Below are 15,995 nucleotides of genomic sequence, written 5' to 3' on the forward strand. Positions count from 1 at the left end.
ATGTTACAAAAAAGTATAAAGTATCGTTAATGCACCCTTATTTTTTCAGGCAAAGCAGGAGAAAACTTAAATTTGGATAAATTCCTTTAAACCGGGAATTGAATATTAAAAAGGATACTGTACATTAAACTTAAGTTTAAAATATTCTAAATCTCGATTATCGAGTAAAACCAAGCGTATGAATATTCCAAGAACAAATTTACCGAGAGTCGTTATTATTGGTGGCGGTTTTGCGGGAATGGCGATAGTGAGAAAGTTAATTGGCGAAGATGTCCAAACTGTAATTTTAGACCGGCATAACTATCATACTTTTCAGCCCTTACTTTACCAGGTATCAACCTCTGGGCTGGAGCCAGACTCTATTGCCTATCCTATGCGTAAAATTACACGTAATAGTAAGAAATGTCTTTTTAGGATGGCCGAGGTGAAATCTATAAATGCCGAAAAAAGCTTGATTGAGACCTCTATTGGAGATTTGATCTACGATTACCTGGTGATTGCAACCGGTTCTAAGACTAATTTCTTCGGAAATAAAAGTATTGAAAAGAATGGTATGTGGATGAAGACCGTACCGCAAGCATTGAATATTCGTAGTTTGATCCTGGAAAATTTAGAACAGGCGGTAATTACCGATGATCCCGAACTAAGAAAAGCATTGCTAAACTTTGTTTTAGTAGGAGCAGGCCCAACAGGAGTGGAGCTTAGTGGCGCCATTGCCGAACTTAAAAACCATATTGTTCCGAATGATTATCCTGATATAAATCCAAATGAGATGAATATTCATCTCCTGGAAGGTCTGGATAGAGTGCTGCCTCCAATGAGTGAAAAATCTTCAAAAAGAGCCCACGAATTTTTGGAAGAGCTAGGAGTGAAAATTCACTTAAATACCATGGTGGAAGAGTATGACGGCCATTTGGTAACCACCAATACCGATCTTGCACTAAAAACCGAAACCTTTATTTGGGCAGCTGGAGTAACGGGTGCGCCGGTAAAAGGTCTAAATGCCGAAGCAATGGTTGAAAAGGCGAATAGGTATGAGGTAAATGCTTTTAATCAAATTAACGGTTATGATAATATTTTCGCCATTGGTGATATTGCCTTAATGCAAACCGAAGATTACCCAAAGGGCCATCCAATGGTTGCCCAGCCGGCAATTCAGCAAGGGAAGCATCTGGCCAGAAATATTATGAACATCGTAGAAGGTAAAAAACTTGAACCTTTTAAATATAAAGATAAAGGAACTATGGCCACGGTAGGAAGAAACCGGGCAGTAGTAGACCTGGATAAAGGCTCCTTTGGCGGATTTTTCGCCTGGTTTATCTGGATGTTCGTGCATCTTTGGTTCCTTATTGGCTTTAGAAACCGATTGGTCACCTTTTTTAACTGGCTTTATAATTACTGGAATTACGATAAGGCCGCCAGGCTAATTATCAGGCCTTTTAAAGGTTATGAAAATCAAATGAAAGTTGATAAAGAAGAGATATAAATAGTAATCAACTTCGGAGCAAGCCCACGAAGCATAATTTTTGGAAAATATAATTTGATTTCGTGACAAGCCTAGCAGCATTTAACCTCGATTATCGAGTAAAAAGAGACTGTCTGAAAAGTTTTAAAACCGTCATCCTGAATTTATTTCAGGATCTAACATGTTGATAATTAAAGAACATATTAGAAGCTGAAACAAGTTCAGCTTGATGAGAATAAACTTTTTCCGACAATCTCTTTTCTTTAGCCTGAATCCCTTTTTTAATTTAGCCCGGAAGCTTATTTATTAGCCTTTCCAATTACCTCATCTTCTTAATTTCCTTATTATAGTCTGAAGCGAGCGAAGTCTTTTGGTTATCGGTTAATGCTTTTCCTGCCATTTGAAAAACTTCCTGTTCTTCTTCATCTAAATGATGAATTACCTTATGTTCAAGCTCTTTGGCTATTTTTAGCCAGTTTGAAGCGTCCATTTCAGTATCTTCCAGTTGCTCTATAAGTTCATCCATCTCGTGGTGTTCTGCAACACTATGCCTGGCTTTTTCCTGGGTAAGGTCTTTCTTGATCAGTGGGATATAAAAATGCCTTTCTTCGGCATCAGCGTGAATCTTCAATTCATGTTTTAATTGCTCAAAGATCTTTTTGCGCTCCTGAGTATCACCATGGGTTTCTACCAGTTTGGCGACAAGGTTTCGCTGTATTTCATGTTCCTGGCGTAAAGCTTCAAAAATATTCATAATTTAGGTATTGGTTAAGCTTCTAAAATATTGATTTATATGTTAAGGAAAATTTAAACCAGAGTTTTTCGTAAGCAGTTTAAATCGGTTCTAAAGAATTTAACGGTTCAGTTTCGTTTTTCTACAATTCAGAAATATTAATTAGCAATGAAGACTACTTTCACGCATCTTAGCTCTATAAATAAAAATCGATGAAATTCTTTCTGAAAATATTAAAAATTAGTCTTGCGATTACCATTCTCATTATTGGTTTAGAATTGCTCTTTGGAGGTTTTGAGCTCGAAAAATTCTTGAATTTTGAAACCTGGTTCATATTTTTCGCTTATAGCTTTATTCTTACGCTAATAAATGGAAGTTATTTTTGGTGGTTTGGCGCTAAAATAGGTTGGGAGAAAGCTACTTTAAAAAAGGTACTGGTAGGGGCGTCTGGTGCTGTAGTTGTAACTTTAATAGGGTATTTCTTATGCCGTCTGTTGCACTACGTGGTTTATGACGGAATTCCACTTCAGGAATTTATAATTAATGAAAAGATGGCTTCCTATCTTTTTCCTTTACTTTTTACAACCATCATCTCTTTGTTTTTTCATCTTATTTATTTCTATAAAGCTTTACAGGAAAAGAAAGTAAAAGAGCAAAAAATAATAGCGGGCACTGCTTCGGCTAAATTTGATGCGCTTAAAAATCAGTTAGATCCACACTTTTTATTTAATAGTTTAAATGTGTTAAGTGCGCTGATTGATGAAAACCCCGACCAGGCACAAAAATTTACCAGCGGGCTTTCCAAGGTATATCGTTATGTATTGGAGCAGAAGAATAAAGAACTTGTGGATTTGGAAGAAGAATTAAAATTTGCGAAAACTTATATGGATTTGCTGAAAATGCGGTTTGAAGATGCGATTATTTTCAATTTCCCCGCCAAATTAAAAAATCCCGACGCCAAGGTTGTTCCACTTTCACTTCAGTTGTTATTAGAAAACACCATAAAACACAATACGGTAAATTCTGAGAATCCTTTAGAAATAACCATCGTGGAAGAAGACCGAAACCTGGTGGTGCAAAATAATGTTCAGCCAAAAGAAATATTGAAACGGGGGAGTGGGGTTGGACTTTCTAATATTCAGCAACGCTATCATTTACTTACCGATAGAAAAGTTGAAATCTCTAACACCAACCACACATTTAGGGTGAAACTACCACTCTTAACTAAGATTGTAAAAATGGAAAAACAAGCACCGGTTTATGCCAAACAAGACGCTTATTTACGAGCCCAAAAGCAGGTAAAAGCAGAGCGCGATTTCTATGGAAATTTAACTTCTTACTTAATTGTAATTCCTGTTTTAGGCTTATTTAATTATCTCACCTACGGCGGATTCGTTTGGGTTGTTTTCCCAGCAATTGGCTGGGGAATAGGTGTGTTTTTTCACGGGTTATCTGTATTCAATTACAATCTTCTACTCGGTAAAAACTGGGAAGAGCGTAAAATAAAGGAACTAATGCAAAAAGATAAAACTAACTAATTATGGAAACTTCAGAAGACAAATATCTACAAGCACGGGAGCGGGTTAAAGAATTACGTGAATTTTATAATCACTTATTCTCCTATATTATAGTGAATATATTCCTGGCCGGGATCAATTACTATTCAAATCAATGGGCGTATCCCTGGTTTTTATGGGTTGTAGGCGGTTGGGGAATTGGTTTAGCCTTTGATGCGCTAAAAGCCTTTAGGTTGAACCCTATGTTCGATAAGCGATGGGAAGAACGCAAGATCCAGGAATATATGGAAAAAGAAGAAAAACAGCGCTGGGAATAATGGAAGTAGTAATTGTAGAAGACGAAAAGCCTGCTGCGCGCCGTTTGCAACGAATGCTGAAAAAACTGGATTTAGAAGTGAATACCATGCTGCATTCGGTTAATGAGGGAATCGCCTGGTTTAAAGAAAATCCTGAACCAGATCTTGTTTTTCTTGATATTCAATTGAGTGATGGCATTTCCTTTGAAATTTTTGAGAAGGTAAAAATCAATAGCGCTGTTATTTTTACCACAGCTTATGATGAATATGCTCTAAAAGCATTTAAGCTGAATAGTGTTGATTACTTACTGAAGCCCATAGATGAAGAAGAATTGCTAAATGCAGTGGCAAAATTCAAAGAAAATTACCTCAAAAATTCTCCACAAATAGATTTTAATGCCTTTAGAAAAATCCTGGAAACAGGAAATAAACCAGATTATAAAATCCGTTTTACGATTCAGGTTGGCCAGCATTTAAAGATTATCCCTGCTAACGAAATTTGCTGTTTTTATTCTGAAAATAAGGCATCGTATCTAACTACTACTTCAGGGAGAAATTACCCGGTAGATGTTTCGCTTGAAAACTTAGAAAAGGATCTTGACCCCGAGAAATTCTTCAGAATTAATCGAAAATCTATTGTGAACATTGACTGTATAGAAGATATTATTAGCTATACTAATAGTCGCTTAGAGGTTAAAGTGAAAGTGTTTAGTGAATTTCAGTTTATTGTTAGTCGGGAGCGAGTGCGAGACTTTAAAAACTGGATTTCTTAGGCTGAAAAGTTAAAATTGTCGCTAATAAAAACCGCGGACCGATTTTCTACGTAAATATCTATGAAAAGTTGGGTAACTAAAAGCAGATTCGTTTTTATTAGCCCCCTGGTTTTCCGAATTTTATTTTTTTGGTTGGTTATGTGAAGGTTTGCTGTAATAATTATGGCAGACCTTCATTTTTTATTGGATAATCAAGAATAAAATGTTCCTTAGTCTATCCAAACAAAAACAATCTTTTCTAGAAATTAAAATATATTTTCCAGGCGGGTTTTCCTGGCAGTTGTATAAATAGTTAAATTACCTGGAGTAAAAGCTATCTGTGATTACGCTATTGTTAGGGTGCAGCTACAGTTCCTAAAACGTATAACTGATCCATTGTTGGAGTTTCACTACCACCTTCAGGCTCTAAGGTAATTCCAAAAGCTTCAGATTGGTTCTGGTTTTCAAGACTAAAAACCTTATTGTCATCGGCTTCAAAATCAGCCAGCAAACCTATGCTGGTAGGAGTAAGTGGTTGCATGGTAAGTGACCAAACCTGGTAAACTTTCCCTCGGGGAGGTTCGGGTAGATCTTTTGCATCTATATAAGCGGTATTCTCTTCGGTATTCCAATAAACGGAAGCAAAGGCTTCAGGAGCTACCTGCTGACCTTTTAGCGGGATTCGCTGTACGTTTCTATTTCTTATAACCGCAAGTAGTTCTTCTGCTTTTTCCGCATCCTCACGTGCGTTAGCGATTTGTTCTTCCATTTGAATATTTCTGGCATTGGCAGCTTGCAAGTCTTCTCTTAGTTCGTTGGTTCGGTTAAAGAAAACGAAAAGACCAATAAGCAATAATAAACTTGCTGCCCAACCGGAATAAGTGATCCAGTTTATGGTTCTAACCGGAGTCGCAACCGGAGCGGTAGTTGTAGTTGGTTTGCTTAATTTCTCTTTTATTGAAGCAATTAAGTGTTCGGCATTATTTGGTGCCGTAGCAGCTGAAAGTGTAAGCAATGCTTTTTCTATTTCTTCTACTTCGGTTTTAACTTCAGGATATTTTTTAAGCACACGGCTTACCTCACGACTTTCCTTTTCAGAAAGCGCTCCATAAACATAAAGTTCAAGAATTCCAGACGATATGTACTTTTGAATATCCATTATTTAATTACCATTGCTCTTAATTTATCGATACAAATTCTATTGCGGGTTTTTACAGTTCCCAGCGGCATGTCTAATTCTTCTGAAGTTTCTTTTTGCGTATAGCCTTTAAAAAAGAGGTAGTCTATTAATTTTTTACAAACCGGCTTTAAGGCATCAATATATTTTTTGAGTCCTATTGAATCTACAGCTTCAGAGAAATTAGTTTTAGACTCTAATATATCTACGAAGTTATCGGTCTTAAGGTTTTGTTGGTCGTTTTTAAAATCTTTTGATCTTATTTTGTCAATAGAAGCATTTCGGGCAATATTCAAAATCCAGGTAAAAAATCGGCCTTTATCAGAATTATAGCTTGGCGCTTTATCCCAAATTTTTAAAAACACATCCTGGAGCACTTCTTCTGCAATCTTTTCGTCCCTAATTATACTATAAATAATTCCGTAGGTGCTTTCTGAATACAAATGGTATATACGTTCAAAGGCACGCTCGTTACCATTTTGAAGTTCTAAAATTAAAGCATCTTGTTGCATAAAAAAATGTGGCTTGCGGAGTAAAAGTATGTAAATATAGAGCCTGAAAAAAATAAAAAGCGGCATTTAGCCGCTTTTTATTAAAATTTATGTGAAAATGATTACATTTTTATAACTCCACATCCAACTCTAGTACCTGCAGCACCAGAAGGTTGAGAAGTATAGTCGTCCACACCGTCATGTACAATTATAGCTTTTCCAACAATATTTTTGTTTTCGTCGTCACAACCTATACACCAATCATCGGTAGTCATACTAACAGTTCCTTCTCCATTGGCATCCACTTCAAAGTTTCCAATATCACCTTTATGGTAACCTTCAGCATCACCCCATTTCCCATGCTTTTCGTTGGTTGGATTCCAGTGGCCACCTGCAGAAGTTCCATCTTCAGCCGAGCAATCTGCTTTCTGGTGAATATGGATCGCGTGCTGACCTTCAGCTAAACCTGTAATTGTAGCTTCCATAGTAACTTTGCCATCTTCTTGAGTAAAAGTTACTTCTCCACCCAGGTCGCTTCCGCTTTTTGGTTCTAAAGAAACAGTGATCTCTTTAGTTTCTTCTTCTTTTTCCATACTGTTGTCCATCTCAGAATTCATTTCTGTTTCGGCAGCATTTTCAGTATCGTTTTCTTTTTTGTCGTTTTTACAACCTATTATAAATAATGAGGCGCAAAATACTAGTGATAAACTTATTCGTTTCATAATCTGGATTGGTTTTTAGATTTAACATTACTAAATTAATCGTATCCCGTTGTATAGCCAAAGATTTAAGGATAGGTTAACAAACACCGGGTTTCAGTTTTAGATTAATTTGGTTTTAATGTTTGTGGCTGAAGTTAAACTTTTATGAACAGGGCAACGATCTGCAATTTCTAGCAATCGTTTTTTCTGTTTTTCGTCTAAATCGCCATAGAGTTTGATCTCTCTTTTAAATGTATCAATTTTAGAATTACTGTTTTCGCAATCCTCGCAGTCTTTTTCATGTTCTCTGGAGTAATAAACGTGCGTTTCCACATCTTCCAATGGCCATTTCTTTCGTTTAGCATACATCTGAAGCGTCATAGAAGTACAGGAAGCCAACCCGGACGATAAAAACTGATAGGGAGTAGGGCCGTAGTCTTTTCCGCCGGCGCTTATCGGTTCATCGGCCAGGAAAGTATGATTTCCAGCTTTCATTCTTGTAGTAAAAGCATCTTCTTTTTCTAAGCCTGCTACTACATCGGCATTAGACTCCGGAATTTCTTTATTCGGAATTGTTAAATAACGGGAAGCCCAGGTTGCAATCACGTTACCGGCATAAGCAGCATCTCCTTCAGCAGCTAAAAGGTGTTCTGCTCCATCTAGCGAAACAAAACTTTTAGGATGTCTTGCGGCAATGTATAATTCTTCGGCATTTTTAATACTTACAATATTATCTTGCGGCGAATGCATTATTAAAAGTGATTTTCTAAGTTCACTTAGGTAAGGTTTCAATTCATGCTGGTCAATATCTTCTAGAAACTGTTTTTTGATTTTAAAACTTCTTCCCCCAATATTTACTTTTGCTTCCCCATTTTTTTCGATCTCGTCTACGTTATTTTCTATTAAATGCTGAACGTGGGCGGTAGTGGAAGGGGCGGCAATAGTTGTAACCGCTTTAACCGATTCTATTTCCTTTGCAGCAAATAAAACCGCGGCACCACCAAGGGAATGTCCAATTAAAAGGCTTGGAGCTTTAAATTTATCTTCCAGATAAGTTGCTGCAGCTAGAAGATCCTGGATATTTCCAGAAAAATTACTGTCAGCAAAATCACCTTCACTTTCTCCCAATCCAGTAAAATCGAAACGTAAAACTCCGTAGCCGTTTTGCGCTAAGGTTCGACTTATATTTTTAGCGGCAAAGAAATTTTTATTGCAGGTAAAACAGTGTGCAAAAAGAACAAAATTATGCGGATCCTGGTTTAATGGAAGTTCCAGGTAACCCGATAAATCATCCCCATTCTTATTTTTGAAATTTACTTTTTCGGTTCTCATAGCTTAACTTTTACTCGATAATCGAGGTTTAATTTTCCGAGACTTGCCTCGAAATCTAAAAATCTTTCCATTTAATGCTTCATGGACTTGCCGCGAGGTATTTTATTAAATGTACAAATTGTTTAGCGCAAGTGCCAAAACAAAAAAGCCGATTAAAAGATCAGAAAATATTTTGACGATATCCCCTAATTTTTAATCAGCTTTTTTATAAAATTTGGATCAGGTTTATTGCAACTCCTTTATTTTAATATTTCTAAACCATACTTTGTCACTGTGGTCTTGCAATGCAATATGGCCTTCTCTACTTTTTCCGAAATCTTCCCAATCTTTAAACTTCGAGTTTTCTACCAATTTACTCCATTCTTCTCCGTGAACCGGGAATTCGTTGATTAGAGTTCCATTTAAACGAACTGAACCTTTATTGGTTTTATGATTAATTCGTATTACCGTTTTGTTCCATTCGCCGGCATTACGGGTTTTATCTTCGCTTGGCGGCATCATATCGTAAAGTGCGCCGGCCTGTCTAACTTCACCGTTTTTAGCATCTGGATGTAATTTATTATCTAAAATTTGAATTTCAGGCCCGGTTAAATAAGGTTCAGAAAACTCTTCACTTTCCTGAACTCCCCACATAATTCCGCTGTTTCCTCCTTCTGAAATTTTCCACTCCAGGGAAAGTTCAAAATTAGTATAGGTGTTTTCTGAAATAAGGTTTTCTGTACTTTCACGTTCACCTTCCGCCGGAGTAAAAGCAATAACACCATCTTTTACCTGCCATTGGTCTGAAATTGAATCGGCGTTAAATGCTTTCCAACCTTCAAGGTTTTCGCCGTTAAATAGTTTGTTCCAATTATCTTCGTTACTGGCCATTGCGGTAGTATCTTGAGCAGTACTGGCTTCCTCTGCCTTATTTTCTTTTTTATCAGATTTACAGGCGGAAGCTATTACTGCAGCCGTTACTAAAATTAAAATATTTTTCTTCATTTACTTTTGATTTTTACCCTTTAGCGGGAATTTATCACGTGTAATTATTAATTTAATCGTGATCTTACGTCCAGCATTTTGCTGGTTTTACTCGATAATCGAGATTGAATGCTTCGAGGCTTTCCTCGAAATCAAATTGTATTTTTTAATAATAATGCTTCGTGAGCTTGCTCCGAATTAGGTTAATCTAAATATATTAATTAATTCCTAAGATTCGTTTTAATTTTTGTTCGTCTATTTCACTACCGGCAAAATCATCAAATTTCTTTTCGGTAGCTTCAATAATATGACTTTGGATAAAAGGTGCGCCTTCACGGGCTCCCTGGTCTGGAGATTTAATACAGCATTCCCATTCCAGAACTGCCCAAACATCGCAACCGTATTCGGTTAATTTAGAAAATATAGTTTTAAAATCTACCTGGCCGTCTCCGGGATGTCTATAACGCCCGGCGCGATCTATCCAGTCTCCATAACCGCCAAAAGAACCTTTTTTTCCGGTAGGATTAAATTCGGCATCTTTTACGTGGAACATTTTTATGAATTCGTGGTAGTGATCTATATAGGAAATATAGTCTAATTGTTGTAGCACGAAGTGGCTGGGGTCATACAATAAATTTACTCGTTTATGGTTATTGGTTGCTTCCAGAAAACGTTCAAAAGTTACGCCATCATGAAGATCTTCTCCTGGGTGAACTTCGTAGCAAACATCTACACCTTGTTCGTCAAATTCGTTTAAAATAGGAGTCCAGCGTTTTGCGAGTTCCTGGAACCCCATTTCAACAAGACCTTCCGGCCTTTGTGGCCAGGGATGTGCGGTATGCCAAAGCAGTGAGCCGCTAAAAGTACCGTGTACGTCTAAGCCAAAATGCCGGCTGGCGCGGGCTGCACTTTTCATTTGGTCCACGGCCCATTCGGTTCTCGCTTTTGGATTGCCTTTAACTTCATCTGGCGCGAAATTATCGAACATGGTATCGTAAGCTGAATGCACTGCAACAAGTTGACCTTGCAGATGCGTGCAAAGCTCAGTAACTTCTAACCCGTAAGATTCTACTTTTCCTTTAATCTCCTGGCAGTAATCTTTACTTTCACCGGCTTTTTTTAAATCTATTAAAGCCGACTCCCAGGTTGGGATTTGAATTCCTTTATATCCTAAATCTGCTGCCCATTTGCACAACCCATCCAAACTGTTGAATGGCGCTTTAGAATCCATAAATTGTGCTAAATAAACCGCAGGTCCTTTTACTGTTTTCATCTTGTTAAAATTTTATGCGTCTAATTTTATCCAAACATTTCCTTTGGCGTGAGAGGCTACAACTTTCTCAATAAAGTTCATTCCGCGTATACCGTCTTTCATTGTTGGGAATTCTGCGGGATGATATTTTTCACCATTAATTGCTTTTGCAACTCCTTTATAGATATTTCCCATAGAATCGAAAATCCCTTCCGGATGTCCTGGAGGCAATTTTGTTCCGTCTAAAGAAAGTGCCGAATTATATTCATGCCCGGGTTTTAAAACTTTAAGCGGTTGCCCGTCTTCTAGCTTATAAAGGTAATTCGGATTTTCCTGCTCCCATTTTAGGCCGGCTTTTTTTCCGTAGATCTTAACGGCAAAATTATTTTCCTCTCCGGTAGCGATCTGGCTGGATCTAAGTACTCCTTTTACATATTCTGAAAAACGAAGCAACACAGTACCGTCCACATCCATTTTATTATCTGAATACACATAATTTAGATCTGCTAAAAGTTCCTTTACTTCCAAACCTGAAACATATTCTATCATATCAAAAGCATGCGTACCAATATCACCAATACAACAGCTGATTCCTCCTTTTTCAGGATCAAGACGCCAAATACTGTTTCTTTCATCTTTATCGTGAATAATAGGATTTATCCATCCCTGGTAATATTGCACGTCTATTTTTTGAATTTCACCAATCTCGCCCGCCGCGATCATTTCTTTCATTTGGCGAATCATTGGGTAACCGGTATAAGTATAAGTTACCGCAAAGATGGTTTTAGATTTATTGAGGGTATCTTCAAGAATTTTAGCTTCTTCGTAAGAAGTGGTCATTGGTTTTTCACAAATCACGTTAAAGCCATTTTCCAAAAGCTGCTTTGCCATAGGGAAATGCAGGAAGTTTGGCGTAAGTATAGAAACAACTTTTATGCGCTCATCTTCCGGCAATTTTGCTTCTTCAGCAATTAAATGGTCCAGGTCTTTATAAACCCTATCGGTACCAATCCCTAATTCCTGAGCGAATTTTTTACTCTCTTCATGGTTGGGATTAAAAACCCCACCAACAAATTCAAATTTATCGAACATAGAAGAGGCCACGCGGTGTAAGATCCCGATAAGGGAATCGCCGCCACCGCCTAATACTCCTAATTTTATCTTTTTACCCATAATTTTTTAATCTTTTGCTTGGTTATATTTCAATATCCTTTTTCGCGATATCTTCATTTTTGAAGAAAATAGCAAATATTATCATTACCACAAAGGCAAAACCTGCCGGAACTATCCATATTTGTTGCCAGTTGTGTGTACCATCTGCGTTTAAATAGAGGTCACTAATTTGTCCTGCTACCCAGAAACCAATTAACATTCCCACCCCATAAGTGGCGAGAGTAATTAAGCCCTGTGCCGCACTCTTAATTTTTGGTCCCGCTTTAGAATCGGTATAGATTTGCCCGGAAACAAAGAAAAAGTCGTAACAAATTCCGTGAAGTGCAATTCCCAGAATTAGCATATAAACTAATTCGCCGGCGTTGCCATAAGCAAATAGTAAATACCGAAGTACCCAGGCTAACATACCGGCTAATAAAGTAATTTTAAAACCGAATTTCTTAAAAAAGAAAGGAAGTAATAAGAGGAATAATGCTTCAGAGATTTGCCCTATAGACATCATAAAAGTAGGATCTTCCATTCCAACTTCAGAAAGAAACGGGTTGGCATTTTGATAGTAAAAAGCTAATGGAATACAAATTAAAACCGATGAAATAAAGAACATCAAAAAGTTTCTTCCTTTAAGTAAAGCAAGCGCTTCCAGACCTAAAATATCAGATAAGGTTACTTTTTCTCCTTTACTGCTTGGCGGGGTTTTAGGTAAGGTAAAACTAAATAATCCTAAGACTGCAGAAGCAGCCGCAGCCATTAAAAACGTATATTTAAGCATTCCTTCTTCTCGCGCCATAGCAGAATCCCATCCAAATACCAGGCTAATTACCACTCCTGAAACAATCCATCCCAGTGTTCCAAAAACCCTGATGCTGGAAAACTGTTTAGAAGGATCTGTCATTTGGTAAAAGGAAATTGAATTTACCAATGCCAGGGTAGGCATATAAAGAATCATATAGCCTAAAACGAAAGGATAGAAATTAGTAAAATCTTCTGATTGAAACATCATATAAAGTAAAACCGCTCCTACGAGATGAAGAAATCCTAAAATTCGTTCGGCATTAAAAAAGCGGTCGGCAATGAGACCAATAAGAAAGGGAGCGATAATTGCTCCCCAGGATTGTGTTGAAAAAGCCATCCCGGTTTGGGCACCGGTAGCACTTAAATTTTGCCCTAAAAATGTTCCTAAAGTTACAAACCATCCGCCCCAAATAAAGAATTCGAGGAACATCATGGTTGATAGTTGAAATCTGGTTAAACTTTTCATTATCTACTCTAGCTTCTCTTAGTTATTATTAGTGTTTAGCTCGCTGCCAACTTCTATTAAAAGTTCTTTGGTTGCTTCAATACCTTCTTCTGCCGATAAATTCTCACCTTCATATTCTACACCCACAAAACCGGTATAACCCGCATCCTGTACAATTTTAAGGATTCTTTTATAATCTAGTGTAGTTTCTTCGCCTTCTTCATTAAAAGCGTAAGATTTTGCGCTTACGGCTTTTGCATAAGGCATCATTTCTTTTATACCCTGGTATTTTGGATACTCTTCAATACACTTTGCTTCCCAGCGTTCTCCACCTTCTCTTTTAAGACAGAAATTTCCAAAGTCGGGAAGGGTACCACAGTTTTCCATATTTACATCTTTAATTACTTCTACCAGTAATTCAGCGTTGGAAGAAAGGTAACCGTGATTTTCTACAAGAACATTTACATTTTTTTCAGCTGCATATTCACTAAGAGCTTTTAAACCTTCGGTAGCCGAAGTTTTCCACTCCTCCGGCTCTTCACTTCCAAAAAGATTTACACGTATAGAGTGAGCTCCCAGAAAACTGGCGGCATCTACCCATTTTTTATGATTTTCAACGGCTTCTTCACGTTCAGCTTTGTCAGGGCTGGCTAATTCCCCTTCCCCATCTATCATAATTAAAACATTCTCTACATTAAATTCTTCACTTTTAGCTTTTAAAGTATCCAGAACCTTCTGCATTGCTTCTTCCGGGTTTTCTGCTTTTTTAATTTTTTCAGCATAAAAAGCGCTAACATATTCAATACCTTCAAAACCCATTTCGTTTGCTTTTTCAGCAAAATCCATAGGATCTAACTCCCCGGCGAAAATAGGCCTGTTAAGCGACCATTGGGCAAGAGAAAGTTTAAAGAACGGCTCTGCATCTGCCTCGGTTTTAGTTTCAGATATATCAGTATTTTCTTTTTCTGATTTTTGGTCTTTACAGGAATAGATTCCGAGGAATAAAAAAAGTATGAGTGAAAGGGAGAAAATTTTGGTCGGTGTAATTTTCATAAAGTGAATTTTAGTTACTGGAATGTGTTGTTACTGATATTTTAGAATCTTAAAAGTATACTTTTTTTTAAAGAAGCAAAATTATAACCTTAAATTTATATATTTGGAAGGATTCGATTAACTAAATTATTAATTAACTACAAGACAGTGAGCAATTATTATGAAAATGACACTTATGATGCTATAGTCGTAGGTACAGGAATTAGCGGCGGTTGGGCCGCAAAAGAGCTTAGTGAGAAAGGATTCAAAACACTGGTTCTAGAACGTGGGCGTATGGTAAAACATATTGAAGATTATCCTACAATGAACGATGATCCCTGGGATTATAAGTTTAAGGGACAACTAACAAGGGAAGAGGAGAAACGTCAGCAAAAACAATCCCGTACAGGTTATACTACGAATAAAGCAAGTGCGCATTGGTTTGTAGACGATATTAAACATCCCTATAATGAAACTAAAAGATTTGACTGGATGCGTGGTTACCACGTAGGTGGAAGATCTATAATGTGGGGAAGACATAGCTACCGCTTAAGTGATCTGGATTTTGCTGCAAATAAGAACGATGGTCACGGTGTAGATTGGCCAATTCGCTATAAAGATATCGCTCCCTGGTATGATTATGTAGAATCTTTTATTGGAGTAAGTGGTGAGAATCTTGGTTTAAGCCAATTGCCTGATGGAAAGTTTCTACCGCATATGCCTTTAAATTGTGTGGAAGATCATCTTAAAAAAAGCATGGCCGAAAACTTTACTGATGGGCGAGTGCTAACTGCCGGAAGAGTTGCACATCTTACAGGAGATAAGGAATTTGAAGGCCGTTCAAATTGTCAGTTTAGAAATAGATGTATTCGCGGGTGTCCTTACGGAGGCTATTTTAGCAGTAATTCTTCTACCTTACCTGCAGCCGAGCGTACAGGTAATATGACTTTAAGACCAAATTCTGTAGTTCACGAAGTAGTTTACGATCCTGAAACCAAATTAGCTACCGGTGTAAAAATCATTGATGCGGAAACTAAAGAGGAAATAGAATTTAAAGCAAATGTGATTTTCCTTTGTGCTTCTGCCATTGCTTCTACAAGTATCCTTATGCAATCAAAATCTGATAGATTTGAGAACGGAATGGGGAACGATAGTGGGGAATTAGGACATAATGTAATGGACCATCATTTTCGTGCAGGAGCTTCAGCTAAGTACGATGGCTTTGAGGATAAATATTATAAAGGTCGAAAACCAAACGGAATTTATTTGCCTCGATTTAGAAACTTAAAAGATGGCGATAATCTTGACTTTAAACGTGGATATGGTTACCAGGGCGGTGCCGGTCGTGGAGACTGGAGCGAAACTATTGCTGAAGCATCTTATGGTAAAGAACTAAAAGAAGCTATAGTGAAGCCTGGAGGATGGACTATGGGCCTAATGGGCTTTGGTGAAACCTTGCCTTATCACGAAAATAAAATGACTCTGGATTATAATAAAACAGACGAATGGGGCCTTCCAACCGTAACTTTTGATGCTGAGTTCAAAGAAAACGAGCTTAAAATGAGAAAGGATATGGTAGACCAGGCTGTAGAAATGCTGGAGAAAGGTGGTTTTAAAGATATTAAACCTTACGATTATTTGGGTGCTCCGGGTCTGGGAATTCACGAAATGGGAACAGCCCGAATGGGTAGAGATCCAAAAACATCGGTTTTAAATGGTAATAACCAGGTGCACGCAGCTCCTAATGTATATGTTACCGATGGTTCGTTTATGACCTCTGCTGGTTGTCAAAATCCATCTTTAACCTATATGGCTATGACGGCAAGAGCAGCAGATCACGCTTCTAAAAATTTCAAAAAATCTAACGCCTAAAA

The 15,995-nt window shown here is 37.5% G+C and carries 15 protein-coding genes; 5 read left to right on the forward strand and 10 right to left on the reverse strand.

Going from position 1 to position 15,995, the window contains the following annotated elements:
• Positions 1 to 178: 178 nt before the first annotated feature.
• Positions 179 to 1,486, forward strand: a complete 1,308-nt coding sequence (locus B5440_RS04805; RefSeq protein ID WP_070055205.1) for an NAD(P)/FAD-dependent oxidoreductase — start codon at positions 179 to 181, stop codon at positions 1,484 to 1,486.
• Positions 1,487 to 1,784: 298 nt separating this feature from the next.
• On the opposite strand, the gene B5440_RS04810 is transcribed toward B5440_RS04805, so the two are convergent.
• Positions 1,785 to 2,219 (reverse strand): hemerythrin domain-containing protein, encoded by a 435-nt coding sequence (locus B5440_RS04810; RefSeq protein WP_057480724.1) that lies wholly within the window; start codon positions 2,217 to 2,219, stop codon positions 1,785 to 1,787.
• Between the two features lie 191 nt (positions 2,220 to 2,410).
• Between B5440_RS04810 and B5440_RS04815 the strand changes: the two genes are divergently transcribed.
• The 3 genes from B5440_RS04815 to B5440_RS04825 are packed head-to-tail and all read left to right on the forward strand — an operon-like array spanning position 2,411 to position 4,784.
• Positions 2,411 to 3,736 carry a 2TM domain-containing protein gene (locus B5440_RS04815; RefSeq protein ID WP_070055206.1) on the forward strand — a complete coding sequence of 442 codons (1,326 nt, stop codon included), beginning with the start codon at positions 2,411 to 2,413 and terminating at the stop codon, positions 3,734 to 3,736.
• Positions 3,737 to 3,738: 2 nt separating this feature from the next.
• The gene (locus tag B5440_RS04820) at positions 3,739 to 4,032 is read left to right on the forward strand and encodes a 2TM domain-containing protein (protein WP_070055207.1); all 294 of its coding nucleotides are present in this window, start codon (positions 3,739 to 3,741) and stop codon (positions 4,030 to 4,032) included.
• Entirely contained in the window at positions 4,032 to 4,784 is a 753-nt protein-coding gene (locus tag B5440_RS04825) for a LytR/AlgR family response regulator transcription factor (protein WP_070055232.1), read from the forward strand. Before B5440_RS04820 ends, B5440_RS04825 begins: the two co-directional genes overlap by 1 nt.
• Positions 4,785 to 5,118: 334 nt before the next feature.
• Here B5440_RS04825 and B5440_RS04830 read toward each other — a convergent pair whose 3' ends face one another.
• The 9 genes from B5440_RS04830 to B5440_RS04870 form a co-directional block, all read right to left on the reverse strand.
• Positions 5,119 to 5,922 carry an anti-sigma factor gene (locus tag B5440_RS04830; protein WP_070055208.1) on the reverse strand — a complete coding sequence of 268 codons (804 nt, stop codon included), beginning with the start codon at positions 5,920 to 5,922 and terminating at the stop codon, positions 5,119 to 5,121.
• Positions 5,922 to 6,452, reverse strand: coding sequence for an RNA polymerase sigma factor (locus tag B5440_RS04835; protein WP_070055233.1), 531 nt, complete (start codon positions 6,450 to 6,452; stop codon positions 5,922 to 5,924). The genes B5440_RS04830 and B5440_RS04835 overlap by 1 nt, the downstream gene beginning before the upstream one ends.
• Before the next feature lie 101 nt (positions 6,453 to 6,553).
• Positions 6,554 to 7,153 carry a superoxide dismutase family protein gene (locus B5440_RS04840; RefSeq protein WP_070055209.1) on the reverse strand — a complete coding sequence of 200 codons (600 nt, stop codon included), beginning with the start codon at positions 7,151 to 7,153 and terminating at the stop codon, positions 6,554 to 6,556.
• Between the two features lie 99 nt (positions 7,154 to 7,252).
• A complete protein-coding gene (locus tag B5440_RS04845; protein ID WP_070055210.1) occupies positions 7,253 to 8,464 on the reverse strand; it encodes a bifunctional alpha/beta hydrolase/OsmC family protein in 1,212 nt (403 codons plus the stop codon).
• A gap of 225 nt (positions 8,465 to 8,689) precedes the next feature.
• Positions 8,690 to 9,448 carry a DUF1080 domain-containing protein gene (locus B5440_RS04850; RefSeq protein WP_070055211.1) on the reverse strand — a complete coding sequence of 253 codons (759 nt, stop codon included), beginning with the start codon at positions 9,446 to 9,448 and terminating at the stop codon, positions 8,690 to 8,692.
• Between the two features lie 196 nt (positions 9,449 to 9,644).
• Positions 9,645 to 10,700: a sugar phosphate isomerase/epimerase family protein gene (locus tag B5440_RS04855; protein ID WP_070055212.1), complete on the reverse strand. Its 1,056-nt coding sequence runs from the start codon at positions 10,698 to 10,700 to the stop codon at positions 9,645 to 9,647.
• A gap of 12 nt (positions 10,701 to 10,712) precedes the next feature.
• Positions 10,713 to 11,852 (reverse strand): Gfo/Idh/MocA family protein, encoded by a 1,140-nt coding sequence (locus B5440_RS04860; RefSeq protein WP_070055213.1) that lies wholly within the window; start codon positions 11,850 to 11,852, stop codon positions 10,713 to 10,715.
• A gap of 22 nt (positions 11,853 to 11,874) precedes the next feature.
• Positions 11,875 to 13,110 (reverse strand): nucleoside permease, encoded by a 1,236-nt coding sequence (locus tag B5440_RS04865; protein ID WP_070055214.1) that lies wholly within the window; start codon positions 13,108 to 13,110, stop codon positions 11,875 to 11,877.
• 18 nt (positions 13,111 to 13,128) lie between these two features.
• On the reverse strand, positions 13,129 to 14,142 hold the full coding sequence (locus B5440_RS04870; protein ID WP_070055215.1) for a sugar phosphate isomerase/epimerase family protein: 1,014 nt from the start codon (positions 14,140 to 14,142) through the stop codon (positions 13,129 to 13,131).
• Between the two features lie 147 nt (positions 14,143 to 14,289).
• Between B5440_RS04870 and B5440_RS04875 the strand changes: the two genes are divergently transcribed.
• Positions 14,290 to 15,993, forward strand: a complete 1,704-nt coding sequence (locus B5440_RS04875) for a GMC oxidoreductase (protein ID WP_070055216.1) — start codon at positions 14,290 to 14,292, stop codon at positions 15,991 to 15,993.
• Positions 15,994 to 15,995: the final 2 nt, after the last annotated feature.

The organism is Salegentibacter salarius, assembly GCF_900168265.1.
Lineage (GTDB): Bacteria > Bacteroidota > Bacteroidia > Flavobacteriales > Flavobacteriaceae > Salegentibacter > Salegentibacter salarius.